Source organism: Cupriavidus sp. D39, from assembly GCF_026627925.1.
Taxonomy (GTDB): Bacteria; Pseudomonadota; Gammaproteobacteria; order Burkholderiales; family Burkholderiaceae; genus Cupriavidus; species Cupriavidus ulmosensis.
The window spans coordinates 781,636-803,784 of record NZ_JAPNLE010000007.1 but is presented as its reverse complement, the minus strand read 5'-3'; the positions used below and the strand labels follow the sequence as shown (position 1 = coordinate 803,784).

At 60.3% G+C, this 22,149-nt stretch carries 18 protein-coding genes and 5 pseudogenes; 12 read left to right on the top strand and 11 right to left on the bottom strand.

The features are described from left to right. Positions 1-52: 52 nt before the first annotated feature. Positions 53-2,242: an ATP-dependent RecD-like DNA helicase gene (locus tag OMK73_RS11035; protein WP_267602097.1), complete on the top strand. Its 2,190-nt coding sequence runs from the start codon at positions 53-55 to the stop codon at positions 2,240-2,242. A gap of 594 nt (positions 2,243-2,836) precedes the next feature. On the opposite strand, the pseudogene OMK73_RS11030 reads toward OMK73_RS11035, so the two are convergent. From OMK73_RS11030 to OMK73_RS11020, 3 genes and pseudogenes are all read right to left on the bottom strand, one after another. Continuing rightward, a pseudogene (locus OMK73_RS11030) lies at positions 2,837-3,431 on the bottom strand (tyrosine-type recombinase/integrase); the annotation flags it as partial. A gap of 280 nt (positions 3,432-3,711) precedes the next feature. After that, the gene (gene panP / locus OMK73_RS11025) at positions 3,712-5,364 is read right to left on the bottom strand and encodes a pyridoxal-dependent aspartate 1-decarboxylase PanP (RefSeq protein ID WP_267602043.1); all 1,653 of its coding nucleotides are present in this window, start codon (positions 5,362-5,364) and stop codon (positions 3,712-3,714) included. 639 nt (positions 5,365-6,003) lie between these two features. Then, a complete protein-coding gene (locus tag OMK73_RS11020; protein WP_267602042.1) occupies positions 6,004-6,198 on the bottom strand; it encodes a hypothetical protein in 195 nt (64 codons plus the stop codon). A 138-nt stretch (positions 6,199-6,336) separates the two neighbouring features. Between OMK73_RS11020 and OMK73_RS11015 the strand changes: the two are divergent. Next, positions 6,337-6,495 (top strand): annotated as a pseudogene (locus tag OMK73_RS11015) (IS630 family transposase); the annotation flags it as partial. Between the two features lie 75 nt (positions 6,496-6,570). On the opposite strand, the gene OMK73_RS11010 reads toward OMK73_RS11015, so the two are convergent. Further along, a complete protein-coding gene (locus OMK73_RS11010; protein WP_267602041.1) occupies positions 6,571-7,017 on the bottom strand; it encodes a GNAT family N-acetyltransferase in 447 nt (148 codons plus the stop codon). Between the two features lie 293 nt (positions 7,018-7,310). Further along, a complete protein-coding gene (locus OMK73_RS11005) occupies positions 7,311-7,664 on the bottom strand; it encodes a hypothetical protein (RefSeq protein ID WP_267602040.1) in 354 nt (117 codons plus the stop codon). A 48-nt stretch (positions 7,665-7,712) separates the two neighbouring features. Here OMK73_RS11005 and OMK73_RS11000 point away from each other — a divergent pair, with 48 nt between their 5' ends. The 4 genes from OMK73_RS11000 to tnpC are packed head-to-tail and all read left to right on the top strand — an operon-like array spanning position 7,713 to position 11,070. Further along, positions 7,713-9,452 carry a DUF4158 domain-containing protein gene (locus OMK73_RS11000; RefSeq protein ID WP_267602038.1) on the top strand — a complete coding sequence of 580 codons (1,740 nt, stop codon included), beginning with the start codon at positions 7,713-7,715 and terminating at the stop codon, positions 9,450-9,452. An 8-nt stretch (positions 9,453-9,460) separates the two neighbouring features. Continuing rightward, positions 9,461-9,691: a Tn3 family transposase gene (locus tag OMK73_RS10995; protein ID WP_267602037.1), complete on the top strand. Its 231-nt coding sequence runs from the start codon at positions 9,461-9,463 to the stop codon at positions 9,689-9,691. Further along, positions 9,636-10,733: a transposase gene (locus tag OMK73_RS10990; protein ID WP_267602096.1), complete on the top strand. Its 1,098-nt coding sequence runs from the start codon at positions 9,636-9,638 to the stop codon at positions 10,731-10,733. The genes OMK73_RS10995 and OMK73_RS10990 overlap by 56 nt, the downstream gene beginning before the upstream one ends. Continuing rightward, positions 10,726-11,070, top strand: coding sequence for a Tn3 family transposase post-transcriptional regulator TnpC (gene tnpC / locus OMK73_RS10985; RefSeq protein ID WP_267602036.1), 345 nt, complete (start codon positions 10,726-10,728; stop codon positions 11,068-11,070). Before OMK73_RS10990 ends, tnpC begins: the two co-directional genes overlap by 8 nt. A 101-nt stretch (positions 11,071-11,171) precedes the next feature. Here the strand turns inward: tnpC and OMK73_RS10980 are convergent. After that, a pseudogene (locus OMK73_RS10980) lies at positions 11,172-11,384 on the bottom strand (MerR family DNA-binding protein); the annotation flags it as partial. 287 nt (positions 11,385-11,671) lie between these two features. Here OMK73_RS10980 and OMK73_RS10975 point away from each other — a divergent pair. From OMK73_RS10975 to OMK73_RS10965, 3 genes are all read left to right on the top strand, one after another. Continuing rightward, complete coding sequence (locus OMK73_RS10975) at positions 11,672-12,043, top strand: tautomerase family protein (RefSeq protein ID WP_267602035.1); 372 nt, start codon at positions 11,672-11,674, stop codon at positions 12,041-12,043. Between the two features lie 343 nt (positions 12,044-12,386). After that, complete coding sequence (locus OMK73_RS10970) at positions 12,387-13,310, top strand: 3-keto-5-aminohexanoate cleavage protein (RefSeq protein WP_045243166.1); 924 nt, start codon at positions 12,387-12,389, stop codon at positions 13,308-13,310. Positions 13,311-13,715: 405 nt separating this feature from the next. Next, on the top strand, positions 13,716-14,585 hold the full coding sequence (locus OMK73_RS10965) for an AraC family transcriptional regulator (RefSeq protein ID WP_267602034.1): 870 nt from the start codon (positions 13,716-13,718) through the stop codon (positions 14,583-14,585). A 156-nt stretch (positions 14,586-14,741) separates the two neighbouring features. On the opposite strand, the gene OMK73_RS10960 is transcribed toward OMK73_RS10965, so the two are convergent. Next, entirely contained in the window at positions 14,742-15,695 is a 954-nt protein-coding gene (locus OMK73_RS10960; protein ID WP_267602033.1) for an NAD(P)H-binding protein, read from the bottom strand. An 83-nt stretch (positions 15,696-15,778) separates the two neighbouring features. Here OMK73_RS10960 and OMK73_RS10955 point away from each other — a divergent pair, with 83 nt between their 5' ends. Both OMK73_RS10955 and OMK73_RS39110 read left to right on the top strand, forming a co-directional pair. After that, entirely contained in the window at positions 15,779-16,105 is a 327-nt protein-coding gene (locus OMK73_RS10955) for a TetR/AcrR family transcriptional regulator (protein WP_267602032.1), read from the top strand. Next, positions 15,994-16,374, top strand: coding sequence for a TetR family transcriptional regulator C-terminal domain-containing protein (locus OMK73_RS39110; protein WP_420715516.1), 381 nt, complete (start codon positions 15,994-15,996; stop codon positions 16,372-16,374). The genes OMK73_RS10955 and OMK73_RS39110 overlap by 112 nt, the downstream gene beginning before the upstream one ends. A 37-nt stretch (positions 16,375-16,411) precedes the next feature. On the opposite strand, the pseudogene OMK73_RS10945 reads toward OMK73_RS39110, so the two are convergent. The 4 genes and pseudogenes from OMK73_RS10945 to OMK73_RS10930 all read right to left on the bottom strand — a co-directional run. Next, a pseudogene (locus OMK73_RS10945) lies at positions 16,412-16,486 on the bottom strand (transposase); the annotation flags it as partial. A gap of 160 nt (positions 16,487-16,646) precedes the next feature. Next, on the bottom strand, positions 16,647-16,835 hold the full coding sequence (locus OMK73_RS10940) for a hypothetical protein (RefSeq protein ID WP_267602031.1): 189 nt from the start codon (positions 16,833-16,835) through the stop codon (positions 16,647-16,649). Between the two features lie 455 nt (positions 16,836-17,290). Continuing rightward, positions 17,291-19,042, bottom strand: a pseudogene (locus OMK73_RS10935) (acyl-CoA dehydrogenase C-terminal domain-containing protein); the annotation flags it as partial. Between the two features lie 83 nt (positions 19,043-19,125). Beyond that, positions 19,126-20,799: an AMP-binding protein gene (locus OMK73_RS10930; protein WP_267602030.1), complete on the bottom strand. Its 1,674-nt coding sequence runs from the start codon at positions 20,797-20,799 to the stop codon at positions 19,126-19,128. 665 nt (positions 20,800-21,464) lie between these two features. Between OMK73_RS10930 and OMK73_RS10925 the strand changes: the two genes are divergently transcribed. Beyond that, on the top strand, positions 21,465-21,935 hold the full coding sequence (locus OMK73_RS10925; RefSeq protein ID WP_267602029.1) for a TetR/AcrR family transcriptional regulator: 471 nt from the start codon (positions 21,465-21,467) through the stop codon (positions 21,933-21,935). The last annotated feature ends 214 nt before the right edge of the window (positions 21,936-22,149 follow it).

Here is a 22,149-nt window from a genome sequence, read left to right as displayed (position 1 = left end):
GTAGGATGCCAGTCCCGTCAGCATTTCAGCAGCAAGACACTGCGGTTTGTTCATGCCAGCAAGCTCACCCAATATCGCACCGAAGTCCGAACTGGATCGGCTCGCAGGACTGGTCGAACGCGTCACATTCCACAACGCCGACAGCGGCTTTTGCGTCCTGCGCCTGAAGGTCAAAGGCGAGCGTGATCTCATTACCCTGGTCGGGTATACCCCAACCGTAGCGCCAGGAGAGTATGCCTCTGCTTCGGGTACGTGGGTAACGGATCGCGAGCACGGTAGGCAGTTCAAGGCCGTATTCGTCAAAATTTCACCACCGAACACCTTGAGCGGCATCGAACGTTACCTCGGGTCGGGCATGGTTAAAGGCATCGGTCCGGTGTATGCCGGTCGGCTGGTCAAAGCCTTCGGCGCTGCAGTGTTCGACATCATTGAGCAGACACCCGCTCGGCTTCGCGAAGTCGAGGGGATTGGGGAGATCCGCGCCAAAAAGATCACCTCGGGCTGGGCCGATCAGAAGATCATTCGCGAGATCATGGTCTTTCTGCATGGGAACGGTGTCTCCACATCGCGTGCCGTGCGTATCTTCAAAACGTATGGCCAGGACGCGATCGCGATCGTCACGGAGAATCCTTACCGATTGGCCAGTGACATTCGTGGTATCGGATTCCTGTCGGCCGATACCATCGCCCAAAAGATCGGTATTGCACGTGACTCGCCGCTGCGGGCGCGGGCGGGCGTCTCCTACGCGTTGTCAGAAGCGGCGGGAGACGGCCACTGTGGCCTGCCGCGGAGCCAGCTCGTGTCGCTTGCCGTGAAACTGCTCGAAATCCCGCAACCCATCATTGAGGATGCGATCGACCAGGAGTTGGCAGAGGAAGTCGTGATCGCGGATACCGTTGACGGCGTTCCGAGCGTCTTCCTGGCGCCGCTGTACCACGCCGAGCGCTCCATCGTCTCACAGGTCAAACGCCTGGCGTCCGGATCGCCACCGTGGAGCGCGTTTGATGCCGACAAGGCCATCCCGTGGGTTGAGAAGAAGCTCGCAATTGACTTGGCCGATAGCCAGAAGCAGGCCATCCGTCTGGCCTTGTCGTCAAAGCTGCTGGTTATCACCGGCGGTCCCGGTGTGGGCAAGACCACACTGGTCAATTCGATCTTGACAATCCTGCGTGCAAAGCAGGTGAAGGCGCTGTTGTGCGCGCCTACTGGACGGGCGGCCAAGCGGTTATCGGAATCTACCGGGCTTGAAGCGAAGACCATCCACCGGCTGCTTGAAGTCAATCCAGCCAATGGACAATTCAAGCGCAATGAGGAGTCGCCGTTGGATTGTGATCTGCTTGTGGCAGACGAGTGCTCGATGGTCGACGTGCCGTTGGCGAACCAGTTGCTCAAGGCTGTGGCGTCCACCACAGCGATGATCTTCGTCGGCGACGTGGATCAACTGCCGTCGGTTGGCCCCGGACAGGTTCTCGCGGATTTGATCGAAGCGGGCGCGGTGCCTGTCGTGCGCTTGACTGAGGTGTTCCGGCAGGCTGCCACCTCGCGCATCGTTCGAAGCGCCCACCAGATCAATCAAGGGCTGTTCCCATCCTTGCCTGAAAAAGGCGAAGAGTCGGATTTCTATTTTGTGCCGGCCGACGAACCCGAAGCAATTGCCCAGACCGTCGTCGATCTGGTCAAGACCCGGCTACCCAGAAAATTTCATCTGGACCCGGTACGCGATATTCAGGTGCTGTGCCCGATGAATCGCAGTCTCACCGGTGCTCGCGGCATCAATCAGTTGCTGCAGGAAGCGCTGAACCCGCCGGGTGAGCACAGCATAGAGAAGTTCGGCTATCGCTTCAGTGTTGCCGACAAGGTCATGCAGATCGAGAACAACTATGACAAGGATGTCTATAACGGCGACATCGGGTTCGTGACCGACATCGACCCCGATGAGCAGGAATTGACCGCGAGCTTTGATGATCACGTCGTCACATACGCGTTTGGCGAACTGGATGAACTCGTGCTGTGTTACGCGACGACCATCCACAAATCCCAGGGATCGGAATATCCGGTGGTGGTGATTCCTATCTCGACCCAGCACTATATGATGCTCAAGCGAAATCTGATCTACACCGGCATCACGCGCGGCAAACGCCTCGTTGTATTGGTCGGACAAAAGCGTGCCCTGGCGATTGCTATCAAAGGAAAGCAGACCGAACGTCGCTGGTCGAAACTCGCAGAATGGCTGCACCCGTGAATCGCACGGCGTTGGTTGGGCCAATGCCGTGCGGACGTTATATGCCTCCGATTCCGGCGAGCTTTCGCCAAAAGTGCCTCAATCCACACGCACTCGTGTGCTCCCTGCCGCTCTCGCAAGCGGTCTTGACTAGATTTCCAGCATTGGCGCGGGCGCCTGTATGGGGTGAGTTCGAATGAGGGTGTAAAGGCCGCGGCAAGACATTCTCGTCTTGTCACGTGGGAGTCGCAATGCTGCATTGCAATAATTGCAACGCCGGACCGGTGGATGAAATGATATTAGGGTTTATACTAATGTCTGTCTCCTCCTTGTCTCCGACATGGATTCAACCCGCCTTCGTGGCGGGTTTTTTTCGTCGTGCGCCGAGCATGCTACAGCTTGGGGGTGCAAGTTTCCTGTTCCACCTGATGGTGGTGAAGGATCGAGCCACAATTCCGGACCCTCAAAGAGGCGCTTCAAGCATCGGCACGAAAGGCACGATTACGCCGGGCAGCGGATATTTTCACGAGCGTGAAAGTTCGCCGGGGGTGCCAACAGCGGGATCCAACGGCACCGCCTCCGGCTTGCCTGGGCTGGCGCCGCAGTGGCAGGCGTCCAGCCGATCCGGTGGCGTTCCCCTGCGTGGCCGCGTGCCGGGCGTCGTCCTCCGCATGCAATAGACGCTGGTGGTTGCATGTCCCAGGTTGTCCAGCACGAAGCGCAGGTCGACCTGCTGGTCGCTCATGTGGCTGCCGGCGGTATGGCGCAGCCAGTGCGCCGACGCGCTGGCCAGCACCGTGGCCCGGCTTTCCCACTCGGGGCCGCGCGAGCGCAGGCGCGCGGCGGCCATCCCGAACACCTCTTTCAGCACCAGATGCAGCGCGCCGCGTGACAAGGGCTTTTCCTTGCCGATGATCGGCAGCACCATGGGGCGCGCCTCACCAGGATGCGGTACCGGCGGCAGGCCGTACGCCTCGCGATAGCGCGCCAGTTTCACGATCAGTTCGTCCGTCGCCGGCACCAGCCGCGTCTTGTTGCCTTTGCCCGTCACCTCGAGCCACCAGCGCTCCAGGCCCTCCCGGTCGCGCCGGCAGAAGAAGGCGCCCATCTGGGTCTCGGCCACCTCGGCCGCCCGCAGGCCGCCGAGATACAGCACCGTGAAGAGCCAGCGGCAGCGCGCTGCGTGCAGCCGCTTGCGCTCGGTGGCGCTGGCGGGCTCGCCCACGTTCGTCAACAAGAAGAATGGTGGTGGTGGGCGGTGGAGACGACAGCCGTTCCACGCTACAACATCCTCCACGCCAGTGCCCCCTCGTCACACAAAGTGCGGAAGACCCACGATTATTACACTTCACGGCCTGGGGCCGGAGGTCGTGGCAATGCGCAACCCGCCGAAGAGCCCACCGAATCTACGAGTCAGTCAATGACGGTACTCGGCGGACGGTTACCAGCGACACATGGTCGACGAATGGCGCCCGCCAGCTGCAAATGCCTCACGCGGCGTCCGGCGCCCCCACCAGCGCCAACAGCGGCGCCATGCATGGGCTGGCCGCCGCCAGTGCGCGATGTTCGTCGAGGATGTCCTGCAGGATGGCATGCGTCGTATCCGGGTTGGCCAGTACCACGCGGAAAACGGCAATCGGGCGGCCACCCCACTGTGTCGACATCAACTGCGTGCGCGATACGAACGAGCGGCCTGCATCGCGCTGCATTTCCTGAATGCTGATGGTCAGCGCATCCAGCGCGTCCAGGATCTTCTCGCGCCTGTCGGCCGAAGCCGTTGCCAGCGCGGCACGCACGGTCTCGGGTACATGGCGATAGGTCAGGATGCAAAGCTGCGGGTGGCTGTCGAGCTCGAAATCCGGCTGCTGCGCAATCAGGGATGCAAAGTAGTGGGCGTTATCGATGCTACGATCGATCAACTGCGCGATCCCCTTGCGACCGAGCAGATGAAGGTTCGCATAGAGCATGACTGCCGCCGCACCACGCGATCCTTCGAGCGTATGGCGCCCCAGGTCCACCGAGCCCTTGCGCACGATGTAGTTCGCATGCTGGATGATTTCCTGCGTCCACGCTGGGCTCCGGAATAGCACCATGCCGGCACCCATCGGCACGTAGAACTGTTTGTGCGCATCGATGACGACGGAATCGGCACGCTCGATGCCCGCGAAGCGCCAGCGCTCGCGCTCCGACAGCAGTGTTGCGCCGCCCCATGCGGCATCCACGTGGAAATGGCAGCCGGCCTCCTGAGCAACATCCGCAATCGCGTCGAGCGGATCGACCGCGCCCGTCTCCGTCGTCCCCGCTATGCCGACGATCGCCATCGGCCGGATGTTGCGCTGCTGCAGGTCACGCATGGTGTCGCGCAGCAGGTCGATGCGCATGCGACCGTCTGCATCGACCCCGACCGGCACGAGATTGTCGCGCCCGATGCCAAGGACATCGGCTGCCTTTCGCAACGAGTAGTGCCCGCGCTCCGAGACGACGATTGCAAGCCCGTCATGGCCGTAATGGCGTAGCGCAGCCACCAGTCCGGCGCGATGGATGCCGGCGAAGCCATCACGCGCGCCCAGCAAGTTGTTGCGGCTCGCCCATAGCGCGGTGAGGTTGGCGACCGTGCCGCCAGAACAGATCGCGCCGAGCGCGTGGTCGGCATCGTGCAGCCATCTCGCATAGAACGCGCTGTCCTGGGCAAACACCATCTTGTGCAGCATGCCGATGACTTGGCGCTCGAGCCCTGTCAGCGCGCCCGACGTCTCGAGCTTCACGACGTTCTGGTTCAGCGCTGCCACCACCTTGGCGAGCGAGGGCATGAACGACGGCAGCGACGACGTCATGTGTCCGACGAAAGTGGGCGATGCCACGGGCATCACGTGCCGAAACACGTCGTTGAGCAGATGATCGGCATGCGCTTGCGGCGATGTCGGAGTCTCGGGCAGCTCAACCGACGCGAAAACCGCCTCGCGTGTGGCGCACGCGCCAACCGGATCAAAACGCTCGCCCGCAAAGAAATCCGCCGGATGCTCGGCGATCAATCGCTCGAGCGATTCGAATGCACCTCGATCCGCGTCAAACCAGCGCAAGGGGCAGTCGTCGCCCCCGTCCGTGCTTTGTGAGGTCTCTTCGCGAGAGATGTCCGGCTTCATTTGCATCACCCAGTTTAATCCCGTAGAGCCATGGTGCGCCGGGCATTGTGCCGGATCGGACGGATGCGGATTGGCCGAGGGCCCCGACCGGCACGTTTGGCGACGTCGCCGCTGCCCGTTGATGACCATCAATCGCCTTCTCTATCGGGCGCCCTGCGGAGCGGTCAGCACCAGCACCAAATACCAGAGGGCCTCTGGAGTTGATCGCACGCCGGAAGGGGGTATCCATTGATGGATGCAGGGCGCGCCTCGCTGTCACTCCGATTGCTCCAGCAGCCGGGGCAGTACGGCTAGCTGCGCCGAGCGCGCGCTCGAGCAGCTGACGTCGCGTGCATAAAAGCCACGCTCTTTATTACTTCTGGGAATATGTGTCATTTCGAGGCTTTCTCCCGGCACGCCCCCGTGTCGGGTGTCTGAAAGTTCTGGTTCCCGAGAAGTAAAATCCCCACACTCTGGGGAAGTGTGGGGTTCGGGAGAGCGGAACCGGATTTGGGGGAGAGTGTCCCCGACCGGGATTTGAAGTCCTTAGAGGGGGCGTGGTCGGACGCAATGTAGTACCTGGCGCCGTCCGTATAAGTGTCGAATTTGCCGCTTTTTGCGCTGTCAGTATAAACATCGTACTTCCCAGACCGCGCGCCGTCAGTGTAAGTACGGCGCCCCCTGTGAGGTCCACGCGTCCATCACGCGGCCCGTGCGCTCGACCTGGTCGCCGGCCCGCTGCCGCCAGTAGTCGCCGAGCAGCACCACGCCGACCTCACCTTCATCGACATTGAACGCGATGCCGTACACGTCGCCGGGAAAGCGCACCAGCTCGTCGTAGCCGATGCCCGGCACGGGAATCAGGTTAACGGGGCGACTTCAGAATTCGGAAAACATCGCCCAATTTGGACTGCAAAGCCTTGCTGGATAAGGGTGTGGCTTCACCGCGATAAAACGCCCAACGGGCGATTAACGGCAATCAGCGAGTCGTTGATTTCATTGCTGGCGCATCTGAACCTGACGCCGCAGAAGTCGTTGCAGCGCGCATATCAGCGCGACCTAGAGGAGATCGAGCGCTGGCAACGGGACACGTATCCTGCCATTGCCAAGCAGGCTCGTGAGGAGAACGCCGACATCTTCTTCAGGGATGATCGTATAGAGCCTCCATGCGTTGATCACGGCGCTCCCCGGCCCGACGCGGGTCGGAAGTGACCGTAAGACGGGAAGTCAGCCGGAGATCAGGTCGCATTTCATGCAGACATCGGACGGATTGGCCTGCCATTGATATGCCTGTGACGCTTGTACCTCTGCCGGTAGCGCGCGGCGCGGCATCAACGTAAACCCGTGACGACTAAAGTAAGTCGCAAAGCGCATCGCTAACATCACTGCTTGTCGACACCCTCCAGCTCGGGCGCGCATGAGTGCAGCTTGCACCAGAGACGAAGCGATACCACGGTCGCGGTAATCGGCAAGCACGGCAACGGGCCCGATGATTGCAGTGTCACCATGCCGCTCCACGCCGGCACAACCGACGATCAAGGATTCGGTGATGGCGATATGGAATGTGGTTGCAAATAGATTGAGTGCCGAAGCATCAAGCCCGCATTGTTCGAGGATGCTAATAATCTGTGGCGCTTGGCCGGTGACGGCAGCGCGAATGGAAATGCCTCTCATTTTGACCCCTCTCGCTTCGGCGTTTAGCCGGATGTTTTTTTCGCGACTTCATCAAGGCGTGCTGCCGCCTTTTTAATTGTTATGCCGTGTAAAGATCCCCACAGGGCCGGGTGGCCTTTGGAGTAAACCACGGTTAGGCAGCCTGACTGCCGTTGGCGAGTATGGATATGAGTCTCCATTCCGACTATCCCCCAATCGTGTTATGCGCTGCAAAACGCCATCACGGCGCAATCACGACGGCCGAACGCCCAGCAACTTGCGCCATTTGTGTTGTCCAGCATCTTGGCGACGATTCAATACCCTGCGACATCAATCTGTTGGCGGCGCCATACCAAGTCATCCGATGCTGAGACAGACCGCATGGCGGAAATTTCCGTAACCAGATTGCTAGATACCTGGCTGCCCGATACAGGATTGGCGCGAACCGAGCCCAATAGTTGGCACAGCGCCTCGTCGTGGGTCGCGATACTATTGATAGAGCTTCGCCGCTTCGTCATCGCCCGGATGCCGGCCTGCTCGGCGAACCGAACGCGCGCGGTGAAGGGGTCATGCCAAGATGCGGGCAATTGGCTATCATAAGCCTTGGGGTTATATAGACAAACAAAAACATTCCCATCGCTTATAAGGCTGGTCTGGAATTTTGCCACCGTCCTCGGCTAGACTGGCTGGCCCTTCAGAGATTGCCGAGATCCTGTATGGCTACCGTCGAGCGTACCGCCTACCCGCGTTTCCCGAAGGTTTTCTCCACCAAGGAGCTACAGGCGTGCTACACGCCGGATGCCGAGGAACTGGAGTGGGTCACCCGCTCAACCCGTGGACAAGGTCCGCGACTTGGCTTGCTGGTGCTGCTGAAGGTCTTTCAGCAACTGCATTACTTCCCCAACCTGGACAGCATTCCCGTCGTCGTGATCGACCACGTGCGCGCCAGCGCTTGTCTGGCGCCAGATGCCGCGTTTGGCTATGACCGCAAGCTGTCCCCCACGCTGTACCGGCATTACACGGCGGTGCGCGAATTTCTAGGCGTCCAGGCGTATATTGGCACCGATGCCAACAAGGTCACGATTCGCTCCGCGCGCGAAGCCGCGGAAACGATGGACCAGCAGGTGGACATCGTCAACGCCACCATCGATGCGCTGATCCTGCACCAGGTCGAGCTGCCAGCGTTCTCCACTCTAGACAACATTGCCGAGCAGATTCAGACTCGCACGCAGACCGCGCTGTTTCGATGTGTCGCAAGGCGCTTGTCGGATGAGGAACGGCAGCGGCTGGACCGGCTTCTCACCCGGGAATTCACCAACCGCCTGACCGCCTACAACAACATCAAGCGCCACGCGCGCCGTCCATCACGCAAGCATCTCAGCCTACTCATAGAACACCTGACCTTACTCGACGGTCTTGGCGATTTCTCTTGCGCGATCGCAGGCGTGCCAGCCTCGAAGCTGCGCTCGCTGGCCAGCCAGGCCATGAGCCTGGACGCGGCCAATCTACGGGAGATCCTGCCTGAGAAGCGCTATACGCTGATCGTCGCCTTGCTCAACCATATGCGCGTGCGCACCCGCGACGATCTCGCGGAGATGTTCATCCGTCGCATGGGCGCCATCCACAAGCGGGCGCGCGACGAGATGGAGCGCATCCAGTCCCGTCAGCGCGCGCAGATGGAGAAGCTGGTCACCTTGCTCGACGGCGTAGTGGATATCGTCGCCGACGGCCAGGACGACGCGCTGATCGGCCGCCAGGTGCGCCGCTTCCTCGCGCCGTCCGGCGATCTGGAGCAGCTGCGCGAGAGCTGCGCCGAGGTGCGGGCCTTCAGCGGTAACAACTACCTGCCGCTGCTATGGCGGCATTTCCGCGCGCACCGCTCCGTGATGCTGCGCCTGGCCCAGGTGCTGGAATGGGAGTCGACCAGCCAGTCGCGCACGCTGCTGGCGGCACTTGCGGTGGTGCTGGACAATGCATCTCTGCATCTCTGCATCTCTGCATCTCTGCATCGCGAATGGATCGCCGCCGACGTCGATGTGAGCTTCGCCTCGGAACGATGGCGCAAGCTGGTGCGCCGCCCCCACGACCAGGGCGCCCCCACCAACCGGCGCTACCTGGAACTCTGCGTGCTCTCGCATATGGTCAACGAGCTGCGTTCCGGCGACTTGTGCGTGGTGGGGTCGGATGCCTTTGCCGACTACCGTGCGCACCTGCTGCCCTGGCGCGAATGCGAACGGCGCCTGCCCGAATACTGCGCCAAGCTGGATATGCCGGCCAACGCGCAGGGCTTCGTGGCGCATCTACACCAGTGGCTGACCGACACGGCGCGTACGCTGGATGCCAGTTTTCCCGACAAGCGCCAGCACGTCACCATCGGGCAGGACGGCGAACCCGTGCTCAAGCGGACAATCGCCAGGAGATCCCGGCCAGCGCGATCGCCCTGCAACAGGCGCTGATCCGGCGCATGCCGACGCGCAATCTGCTGGACGTGCTGGCCAATATCGAGCACTGGACCCACTTCACCCGGCACTTTGGGCCACTCTCCGGCAGCGATCCCAAGATCCGCAATGCGGCCGAGCGCTACCTGCTGGCCATCTTCGCCATGGGCTGCAACCTGGGGCCCACCCAGGCCGCCCGCCATATGGGGGATCGGGTCACGCCGCACAGATGTCGTTCGTCAACCGCCGGCATCTGAGCCTGGAGCGCCTCGAGACAGCGCAGCGGGAATTGATCGAGCTGTATCTGCGGCTCGACCTACCCAAGCACTGGGGGATGGCAAGACCGTCGCGGCTGACGGCACCCAGTACGACTTCTACGACAACAATCTGCTGGCCGGCTACCACTTCCGCTACCGCAAGATGGGCGCGGTGGCCTACCGGCACGTGGCCGACAACTACATCGCGGTGTTCCGGCATTTCATTCCGCCCGGTGTATGGGAAGCCATCTACGTGATCGAGGGTCTGCTCAAGGCCGGCTTGAGCGTCGAGGCCGATACTGTGCACGCCGACACCCAGGGCCAGTCGGCGGCAGTATTCGCCTTCACGCATCTGCTGGGCATCAACCTGATGCCGCGCATCCGCAACTGGCAGGATCTGAAGCTTTACCGTGCCGATACCAACACCAAATACAAGCACATCGACCGGCTGTTCTCGGACAACGTGGACTGGGACCTGATCGCCTTCCACCGGCAGGACCTGATGCAGGTAGCGCTATCGATCCAGTCCGGAACAATCTCCTCGCCGCTCCTGCTGCGCCGGTTCGGCTCGGAAAGCCGCCGCAATCGCCTGTTTCTGGCGGCGCAGGAACTCGGCAAGGTCGTGCGCACGGCGTTCCTGCTCGAATGGATTGGCAGCCGCGAACTACGCCAGGAGATCACCGCCACCACCAACAAGATCGAGTCCTACAATGGCTTTGCCAAATGGTTCGCGTTCGGCGGTGACGTGCTGGCCGAAAACGACCCCGACGAACAGCAGAAGCGCCTGCGCTACAACGACCTGATCGCCTCGGCCGTGATTCTGCAGAACACGGTGGACATGATGCAGGCCCTGCGCGCGATGGTGAAGGAAGGGATCAAGGTCGACGTGGCCGACATCGGCTTCCTGAGTCCCTACCTGACCAGCAACATCAAGCGCTTCGGCGACTATAAACTCAACCTGGAGCGGGTGCCGGAAGCCTGGATTCGCGATAGCCTCTTCGCCGCTCCCGCCCATTCCGTCCGCAAGCCTCGCCATGCCTGACTCCGATACCCCTTACGGCAGGGTCGACGCCGAGGCGTTGCAAGCGCTTCGAGACACGTTCGACACGACCACCATCCTGCGCGTGGTGGACCAACTCGATGCGATCCGCGCGCGTTGCTGTGAGCAAGCCGGGCTGCGCGACGATCTGCTGCGCTTGCACGGCATGGCACATACTCAGATCAACGGCGCCGCATTGTCGTATCCAACCACTGGTCCGACCATCGTGGACCAAGCCGAGGTCATCATAGAAGAACTGGACGACTGGATCGTGCTGCTCAAGCGCGCGGTGCAAGCGCTGTGTCCACTAGAGCCGCTGCGCCCCCGCGACGATGTCTAACTCGGCCAGGTCGCTTGCCCGTCGAGACGGCGCATGTAGCCGGCTGCGACAAAGCGGCAGAACAGAAGCCGGAACGAGCTGGAGCGGCGTAGCCGCGTGCACTACGCCCTTTGGCACACTTTTCCCGATTGCAGCGATGCGATCAGCGGGCAGGATACGTTGCCCTGGCGGGCATGGCAGGCGCACACCAGCTCGGACAGCACGGTCTCCATGCGTCGCAGGTCGGCCAGCTTTGCGCGCACGTCGTTGAGCTTGCGCTCGGCCAGGCTGCTGGCTTCCTCGCAATGGGTGCCGTCCTCCAAGCGAAGCAGTTCGACCCGCCTCATCCTTCGGGGTCGGGCGTGCCCGATGGACAACTGTTAAGTCATTGATTTTTCGAAAAACGCAGTCCGGCGAATTCCGATTCCTCAAAACAGGCCGCCAGCTTGTGCCAAAGCTGCCGTCAGCCGCCCCTGCAGCGCCCGGGCGTCTAGCGGAGGACCGGCGGCACGACGCCATGTCATGGCACTTCCAAGCAAGTGGTGGCACCCCAATGCAATCACCAGGGGCGAAGTTCCGAGAGACTGAGGCCTCAGCAGCCCTATCTTCACGGAGACACAACATGCCCATCATTGTTTGCGAATGCAAGGTCGGAATCGAAGCTGGCGTCAAAGCCAGGATCGCCAGCGAGTTCACGAGCGCGATCAGGGAGATCATCCTTTCGCCGCTCGACTTGATTAGCGTCGTATTCCATGAAGCCACGCCCGACAACCTCTACCGTTCGGGAGAGCCCACTTCCGAAACGCTGATCTTCTGCCACATACGTGATGGGCGCAGCGACGGCGCCATACTATCGCTGGCCAAAAAAGTGAGCTCGATCTGGAGCGCGTGCACCGGGGCAACGGAAGACGAAGTCGAGGTTCTCGTCACACTGTATCCCGCCAAATACGTCGTGCGCGGCGGTGAACGCCTGCCCGAAGCCCCTCGCGTGTGAGGTGCGGCCATCGTGCATCTGCATGCCGGCGACTCAGAACCTGCCAGCCGGACCGCACTACCGAGCGATTCGAGCCGATCCCGCAGCGGTCCGGGCGCGCTCCAACTGAGTCGTGAATCTAACGCCCGGCGGTTCGCCAGCCATGAGGCTCGAAGAGCGCTTGCGCCGTGCCATTAGATTCAACCAGCGCGCGCCATGCTCGGACTACCCGGGGCGAGGTATCGGCCCCGCCGCATCCCGAACCTCGTACCGAAGATAGGAGAAGACAAGTCAATGAAGTCAACCCGCCCTAAGCTGGCAACAGCGAATGCAAGCCGCCTGATGCGGATTTCCTGATTCATATATGAGCAAAGTCATCATCACATGTGCTGTCACCGGTGCGATTCATACGCCCTCAATGTCACGGTATCTACCGGTCACACCGGAAGAAATCACTGAAGCCTCGGTCGGCGCGGCCGAAGCGGGCGCCGCGATCATTCACCTTCATGCACGCGATCCTGTCACGGGCAAGCCGGACCAGAGCCCCGATGCATTTGGCCGATTCTTGCCGCAAATCAAGGCACGCACCGATGCAGTGTTAAATATCACAAGTGGCGGCTCGCCCTACATGACGATCGAGGAGCGCATTCAGCCGTCAATGCGCTTTGCGCCCGAGTTGGCTTCACTCAATATGGGCTCCATGAACTTCGCGCTGTTCCCAATGCTGGCGCGTTTCAAGGAATTTAAGCATGCCTGGGAGCGCGAAGCGCTCGAAGCCAGTCGTGACCTGATTTTCCGAAACACCTTTAAGGATATTGAATACGCCCTAGCGCAATGTGCCGCCAATGACACGCGCTTCGAATTCGAGTGCTACGACGTGAGCCACCTCTACAACTTGGCGCACTTCGTCGAGCGCGGTCTGGTCAAGGCACCGTTCTTTGTTCAGACCGTGTTCGGCATCCTGGGAGGTATCGGCACGCATCCTGACGACGTCTTGCACATGAAGCGGACGGCCGACCGGCTGTTCGGCAATGACTATCACTGGTCGGTGCTGGGGGCAGGCAAAGATCAGCTTCGCCTTGCAGGAATGTCTGCCAGTATGGGCGGCAATGTGCGCGTCGGATTGGAGGACAGCCTGTGGCTTGGACGGGGCACGCTGGCCGAGAGCAATGCCGCACAGGTGCGGCAGGCGCGCCAGATTATCGAGGGGCTTGGACTCGAAATCGCCAGCCCGAACGAAGCCCGGGAAATCTTGCAATTGAAGGGCATTGGGAACGTCAAGTTCTGAGAGAAGGAACAGGGGCGGCGTTTTTGCCAAGCAAATCGCGTTGCGAGGTCCATGGGGCTGAGCGCCGAGATCAGGCGCGCCGGTGCGGCCGACGCTGCAATCGGCCAGCAGTGCCTTTCACCGAGATGTGGCGACGCCGTCGGCTAGACCTAAATCGCCGATCTACTGTGCTTGATGCCGGGCCCCTCGCGGGCCCGTTGTCTTGGCTCATCGCATCGCTATTGCTTCAGACCAGCACGAGTCGAGCCAAGGTGCACGATGCGCGGGGGCAAAGCGAACGCGGTTGACGTCCATGCGTCAGCGACCCTCCCCATAAGGGGTATTCACCAGCGACTGATTCGCTTGCGAGGTCAATCGGCCGCGCGCACAATGAGGCTGGACGCAAGGTCGAAGTGGAGGTAAGCAATGCATGGTCACCTTGACTCACAAGCTGAATACCGCGAGGTTGGGGGCGAACTCATATCCGGCACCATTGTTGACTCGCGCACCACCCATGTTGAAGTCCTCGCGCGTCGGGCGACCGGGCCCATCTCTTGGCGTTTTCGTCAGCCGCGGCTCGCGCTGTTCTGGTTTCGTAACGGCCTCAAAGAGTTGCATCTGCAACTCGACGGCCGCCGCATCCACTCGGGAATAACACAAGGAACAAACCTTGCACTGTTCCCGGCCTCGATTTCAGTCGAAGGCGAGTTCGACGTAGCCCCGTGCTTCGACTACACGGTGGTCTTCCTTGACCCGGCCATTGCCTCCGAAGCCGGCTGCCACTTCAATCGGCCGTTGATTGCCTTTGGCAACGAAGATCTGCAACGTGGCCTTTCGGTCCTATGCCGTGAGGCGCGCAATGCAGACAGCCTTTACGGGTTGTTCGCCGAAGGCTGGGCAATGCAAGCACTCGCCCTCCTGGCGCGGGTCGACGGCAGCCAGAGAGCCGCCATTCGGCCGTGCGGTGGCCTCCCACCTAGCAGCTTGCGGCGCGTTATCGACTACATCGAGGCCGACTTGTCGCGGCCGTTCACAATCAAGGGCTTGGCGCAAGTTGCCGGTGTCAGTCCCCGACATTTCATGCGGGCTTTTCGCGAAAGTGCCGGGCAGACGCCATTGCGCTTTGTGTACGGTTTGCGTCTCGAGCGGGCCAAAGAGTTCCTCTTGGATCCTCGTCGCACCGCAACTGAAGTCGCCCTGGATTGCGGCTTCAGCCACGCTCAGCACTTCAGCACCGCATTTAAGAAGGCGACCGGCGTCACGCCGTCCGATTTCCGCAGGGCTGCGACGCGCTAATGCGTTAAGCGGCCCCGGGGTGCCGTAGTGGCGTTGGTCATCGTGATTTCCTTCAAGGACAAAGTTCGGTGGATCGCACATCAAACTAATCCAGACTTCACGATGGCCACCCAGAACGAAATGGCCGCTGCGCGGCAAGCCGCTTCGGGCTACGCCCTACGCGCTTTGCCGCGCAGCGAGTGGCACAAGACTTACCCCACTTCCTGGGACACCAACCGATGGAGAGCTCACGCTCGAAATACGTCTAGGTTGTCGGTCAACCATTCCGTTAACGAACGTGGGGCCTTTCCGGTCAGTTCCTCGACCGTCGAGGTCGTTTCGGCGATCACAGACTCGCGGAACATTTGGTCGAGTCCAACCAAAAGATCGGCTACGAGCGGAGCAAGTCCGGCGCCGAGCAGAGCCTCTCTGCTCGGCAGGCGAACGTTCGACGTAAGTAACCGGATGTCCAAGTAGGCGGGCCAACTCCTCTGCCACCTGGTTCATGGTCCACGCACGTGGACCAGACAGGTGGTACGCACGTTGCGACGCCGGCTCGATTTCCTCGAGCAATGCAATGCGGGCCACTTCAGCAACGTCGCGGGTATCGATGAAGTTCACACGCCCGTTACCCGCTGCGCCGGCCCAGGAACCGGCAGCGATGTGTGGCCCCAGACGCTTGAGCACATGGCTGAAAGTGCTAGGGCGCAAGACGGTAGATGCGATCGGCTGCTGCGCCAAATGCGCTTCGATCTGCATGTGCCAAGCGATGGGAAGAAGTCGGGTCGCGGGACCAAGGGCGGACAGTTTGACGATGTGCCGAACGCCTGATGCAACTGCTGCATCGATCAACGCGATTTCGTTGGCGACCTGTTCGAGGGAGGTGCCGTGCGCGATGAAGAGCCGGTCGATGCCGCGTAGGGTCTCCTCAAGCGTGTCCGCGCGTTTGAAGTCGACCTTGAATGGGATCACCCCTTCGGGCAGTCGCGCTGTGCTGGGTTGGCGCGTTAGCGCGACCAGGTCGATTGGGTCAGCGGCAAGCAACGCCGTCAATGTAGCCCCAACGCGTCCTGTTGCCCCCGCGATGGCGATCCGCGGTTTCTTGATCTTAGCCTTGGAGGGGTTGATCATGGTTAGTACCTCTAAGATGTATCATGGAACGAACGATCCACACATCATGGAACGATTGTTCCAATTTGTCAAAGGGTATTTGAATGAGCGGTAAGCCGCAATACGACGAAGGTGCCGTCATTGATGCAGCCCTGGATGCCTTCTGGCGTCACGGATACGCGGCTACATCGATCAACATGTTGACGGAAGCGACCGGGCTATCGCGTTCAAGCCTTTACCAACGTTTTAAGGACAAAGATGGCCTGTTCCAGATGGCACTTGCAGCTTATACGGATCGGGTGCTACGGAGGATGAAGTCATACGAGGGCGGCAGTGCCCGTGCGCGGCTCGAGGCGCTGCTGCGGGGGCTGCTGCCGATGGGGTCCCGTCGCCCCCTGGTTGCCTGCTCGCACGAAGTTGTGCCGAGCTAGTCGATCTGCCGGCAGCAGGGCAGGAGGCGGCGCTCTCGGGGATGAGTCAGCAGCGCGATCTGCTCGAAGGTCTGCTTCGGGAAGCAATTGCAGATGGCGAACTGCCAACTGATGCAGATGTCGCTGCGCTGGCTTGGTATTTTCTCGGCGTGATGCAAACGATCTTGAATTTGCCGCAGGCGGGTGCTAGCAGGGGCGAATTGGACCGCATGATCGCCGTTGTGATGTTGGCGTGGCCGGCGGCCGGTGTCGCACAAACGAGACCTTGAGCCTATACGGGCTCGATGGCCTCAATGTGACCGCGACTTCCATCATCATGGCGCCAACGAGGCGCAGGATGGATGCGTCGTTGGGGAAGATGCCCACCACGTTCGTGCGCCTACTCGGAATCCACGTGCCGCTTCGCATAGGAGCCGCAGTGCATTTGCGTTCTGGGACAACAGGTGCATGTTGCATAACCCGATTGACGACTACCACGGATTCCGTCGCGTCATGCACCGAATCACGCTGGCGGGAACGAGCCCAGTTCGGGCGGCCGAGTCTAGTGATAGTTTTCGCGCGAGATCAGGATCTGCTCGATAAAAGGGCCTTGCTGCATCAGGATCAATCGGTTTCTACCGATCCACTGTTGCGCGCTCCAGGCTATCGCTACGGTACTGTGCAGGTCTTTGACATGGTCCAGACGCATGCAGGTGTCCTGGCGCGCGGTGGACGTGAGGGGGATGCGCATGTCAGGCTCTACGATGTCTCCTTTGTGCGGGACTTCGACGGCAACTGGCTTGAAATTTCGCAGCGAAAATCCTTGGTGGGGACTTTGGGCTGAAGAGAAATTCAGTGCGTGAGTTCGTTGTCGCGGATTGACAGATCGGAGACGGCGCTTTCGGGTTGGAGTATTCGTACTTCCCGGGAAGAACCTAGCGCCATGAGCACCTGGTGGTATGGTTCAAATTTTCGGTGGCAGATTCCACACTCAATCCGGCTCTGGCAGCAATGCTAACCCGAGGCACTTTCGTTCCGATGCGCCGTGTATATCCAGAATTGGAACTCGGCATTGTCATATTTTCCCATGCTGCGCTTGGTTGTAGAGCCCAACTTCTTCGGTGCCCGGCATGCAGCAAACTCTGTATGGCGGCAGCGCATTCTGCTGCGGCTGCCGCCAAACAGACCATAGCGAAAGTGGAGGCGTTAGCCGAAATCAAGCTCCATGATCGGACCGGAGCCGGCGGCGATCGCCGCTGCCAGAGATTGTATTTCGGGTAGCAGCTTCTTGAAATAGAAGCGCGCCGTCGCGACTTTCGATGCATAGATCGGGTCGGCAGAGGCGGCGTTGACGAGCCCGATCGCAGCCATACGTGCCCACATCCATGCTAGACCGACATGACCGGCAAGCCGAAGGTATGATGCAGCAACGCTTCCCAAGACGTGAGGATCCGCCTTGGCTTGCATCGATACTTCGTGCGTCGCATTCCGCAACACATCGGTCGCGCTCAAAAGCGGGGCGGTGAATTCCCGCAGGACTGGATTATCGGCATTCGCGTTGATGAACTCGGTGACGATTGCAAGGAACATCTCCAGCCGTGTGCCCTGGTCGAGGAGAACTTTGCGTCCAAGGAAGTCCATGGCTTGAATGCCGTTGGCACCTTCGTAGAGCGGGATGATACGTGCGTCACGAAGATGCTGTTCGACCTGGTTATCCACGATATAGCCATGTCCACCAAGGACTTGCATTGCCAAGCTGGTACATTCGACGGCGAGGTCGCTGCTGAATGCTTTAACGATCGGTGTAACCAGGGCAGAGAGTTCTGCCGCCTGATGCCGAATCCCGGAGTCATCGCCGAAGTGCTGGGTGTCGGCCAGCTGGCATGCCCACTGCGCGAATGCTCGTGTTCCTTCGATATAGGCTTTCTGAGTCAGCAGCATACGGCGCACATCAGCATGCTCGATAATCGGATCCGCCGGGCTGTTACGGGCCGATGCTGTTGGGGACCTTCCTTGTGTGCGGTCCTTCGCATAGCCCAGTGCCTTCTGGTACGCCGCCTCCATCAGCCCGATTGCATTGACCCCGACAAGGAGCCGCGCGTGGTTCATCATAACGAACATAGCCGCGAGCCCCTTGTCTGGCTCGCCCACCAGATAACCCGTTGCACCATCGAAGTTCATCGTGCAGGTGGCGTTCGCATGGATGCCCATCTTGTGCTCCAGGGAGCCACAAGTGACTGCGTTGCGTTCGGCCAGATCTCCTTCAGGCGACACCAGGAACTTTGGAACAAGGAAGAGGGAGATACCCTTGACGCCGGGGGGCGAGTCCGGTAACCGGGCGAGTACCAAATGGACGATATTGTCCGTGAAGTCGTGTTCCCCTCCCGAAATGAAGATCTTCGTACCGGTTATGCCGAAGGCGCCATCGGCATTCGGTACAGCACGGGTGCGCAAAAGTCCGAGGTCGGTGCCGCAATGCGGCTCGGTCAAACACATGGTTCCCGCCCATTCGCCGGAAGCTAGCTTCGGCAGGTAGAGCGCCCTCTGCGCGTCCGAGCCATTTGCCGCCAGGCATGTGTAAGCCGCCTGCGACATACCCGGATAAGCCGCCCAGGCCATGTTAGCACCAGCGAATATCTCCATGACTGCCGCATTGACCGCGTTCGGCAGTCCCTGCCCGCCATGCTCCGATTGACATGCCAGTGCGGTCCAGCCTGCCTCAGAAAATCGCTTGTACGCGTTCTTAAATCCCTCGGGCGTCGTCACCACACCTGACGAAGGCATGGTGCAGCCTTGGAGGTCCCCAATGCCGTTCAGGGGCGCCAGAATCTCTGTAGCGAACTGACCTGCGGCTTCGATTACCTGGTTGATCGTGTCGGGATCGGCAATTTCGGCAATTGCGGAGCCGGTGGACACGTCGAGCAGCTCATGCAGCACGAACTGAAGATCGCGGAGGGGGCGTGATAGTAGTTCATAAGGTCCGGGTGTGCTGGCAGCCGCATGGCTGGCCGGAGAGAAATCGAGAAGGGCTGAGCGGGGCGCTATGCATTGCTTTGCTCGGCAACCAAGCGCGAACGCAAGTCTCTACGCAGGATCTTGCCCACCGTTGATTTGGGCAGGGCATCGACAAACGTAATGTGTCGTGGCACTTTGTAGGCGGCAAGATGGGAGCGACAGTGTGCCTCCACTTGTTCCGTGGTGAGCGCCATATTGCATGGCACGATGAAGAGGTGCGGGGCCTCGCCAGAACGGTCGTCAGGCACGCCGATACAGGCGGCCTCGAGGACATCGGGCATCATAGCGACGACGGCCTCGATCTCATTCGGATAAACGTTGAAGCCTGAGACGAGAATCATGTCCTTCTTGCGGTCGACCATTGTCATGAATCCCAATTCGTCCATGACCACAATGTCGCCCGTCCTGAACCAGCCACCATCAAGGAACGCTTTCCGTGTTTCGTCCTCCTGATTCCAATAGCCGCCGAAGAGTTGTGGTCCCTTGATCAGAAGTTCGCCGGGAACACCGAGTGGGACGTCGTGCCCACTTACATCTACTAGGCGAACGTCGGTCGAAGGCACAGGAATGCCGATCGACCCACTTCGCCCAGGAGGATTGAAGGTGGCGCTCGGTGAGGTCTCTGTAAGACCATAGGCTTCGGTAACAGGGGGAGCACCGGCCGCGAGCCATCGCTTTGCAATAGCGTCCTGGATTGACGCCCCGGCACCAATCACCAAACGGGTAGCGCTGAAGTCAACGGAAATGAGTTCCGGTGTGTTCACCAAGCTGTTGAACAAGGTGTTGACCCCGACAAGCATCTGAAACGGCCGCCGCTTCAATTCAGCAAGCACAGAACCAGCCTCACGCGGATTGGGAACCAAGCGATTCTCACAACCGAGCGATAGCGCCAGTAGTGCAGTTGCAAGCGGGAAGATATGATACAGAGGCAGCGGTGTCACCATCGATGCCTCCGAGCCTGCTAACGGTGGTCCAACCCAAGTCAAAATTTGCGCCAAACTCGCGCAAACTGACTTGTGCGTGAGGACTGCCCCCTTGGAAACACCCGTCGTGCCACCGGTGTATTGCAGAATGGCGATGTCCTGAGCGGTCTGTGCAACCGGGGAAAGACTGCCTCTGCTTCCCTGCAGAATCGCGTGGGCTAAAGGTTGGCACGTGCGACCACCGGTCGTGCCGGCTTGTTGAGCAGCGCCAGCGTCTTTTGCGAGTGCCACGAGTTGACCGACAATAGGTTTCATTCCAACAACCGGTGCCGTCAGCACTTGAACAATGCTGGTTTCCTCCAGCACTTGCTGCAGCGACGGCTGCAGTTGGTCGGCGACGATAATGCAGGTGGCGCCAGAATCCTGTAGCTGATGCCTCAATTCACGCGGTGTATACAGTGGGTTGACTGGAACCGCCACCATCCCTGCTTGAAATACCGCTGCCAAGCCTATCAGGAAAGCGGGGCAACTTGGCAGCATCAACGCTACACGGTCCCCCTTTTTCAATCCCGACTGCTGCAGAAAAGTCGCAAGCGCTTCAGACAGAATGCCGAGCTCTGCGTAACTAAGTGATTCCTCCAGGCAGGTTACCGCAGGACGCGTGGCGAACGAGGCGACTGCGCCTGCAATCATGGACCCCAGTGTCGCTGTCGCGTCCACATCAATCTCAAGCGGTATCCCGGGCGGATAGGAGCTATGCCAGCGTCTGGCTTCCATATTGATGTCTCTCAGTTGTTATACCCTGGTTAGACCCCAGGGTTGTTTCGCTCTGTTGCCATCTGCCCCACGGCTTTCCGAATGAAATCGACTCCGTGTGGTGAGAAGCATCGTGACGAACGCGCAGCTCACTGGTAGGCCTACCGACCGAATTCTCGTGCCGGGGACTGGCGCAAACAGATGGCGCGTGGCTCTTTAGTTAACGATCGTTTTGCAAACATGCTAGGTTACACACTGAGTGATGTCAACAAGTATTCGCGGTTGGTGATTTGACCTGCGCATGCCGTTTGGTGCCCACGGCATAGGAGCGGGACGCGAGCTGGGCGCCTTCGTGTCCCGAGGATGGCACTCAGTCGGGCCGAGAAGAGACAGCGCTTAGACGGGCTTCGACGGCCGATGTACAGGGCGGCATCCGCGGCACCCAGCCCTGGCGAGCGCAGGCCGGTATCTTGGGAAGTGGCTGTCCGTTGCGCCGCAGCATCAACCCGAGGCAGAACTTTCCTGAACGATCGTCATGCTATAATTCGTGCCATGTCCTGAATTCGAAGTGAGCCGAAAATGCGCTACTCAAGCACGCACAAGCAGGAGACGCGGGAGAAACTCCTTAACAGTAGTCAAGCGATTGCAAAAAAGGGGGATTCGATTCAACGGGAGTCGATGCCCTGATGGGTGCCATCGGGCTCACGGGGGGCGCCTTCTATAGTCATTTTGGCTCTAAAGCGGAACTGTTCGCGGAGGTCATCCAGCGGGAGTTGACCAACAGCGCTGAAATGCTCGCAGGCGAGGATGAGACGGCCGAAGATCATTTCGTGAAACGCATCAGAAGCTATCTCAGCAGTTCTCATGCGCTGCATCCGGAATCAGGGTGCGTCCTGCCGACCTTGGGACCTGAAATCGCGAGGTCTGGGCCAGCAGTCCGCGCCTCAGTGGAGGAAAGCGCGAAAAAGCTGCAGAGCAGTTGGAGGCAGCGTTTGGACGATCCGGATGCGGCTTGGGCGTTGATTGCGCAGTGCGTGGGTGCCATTTTGCTGGCCCGGGTGGTTGAAACCGACCGGACCAGGCAGCAGATTCTCGCTTCCAGCCGTCGCTTTCTCGGGCGGTCTATTGAACGGCTCGAACCCCTCAGCAAGACCTAAGCGGTGCCGATGTAGCACCCACCTCCTCCGGGCGCAGTTCTGCGCCCTTGTGAGTTCTTCTCGATGCGCGCAGATATGTGCGTGCATGCCGCGGTACCGCGCTTTCATTGCGACGGCTTCGACTGCCGAACCGGGCCGCACCGCACGTGCTGTCGATGCTTCCGCTTCGGGCCCCGGCGCGCGAAGCCATACAGCCAAGTGCCGTCGCGGCTTT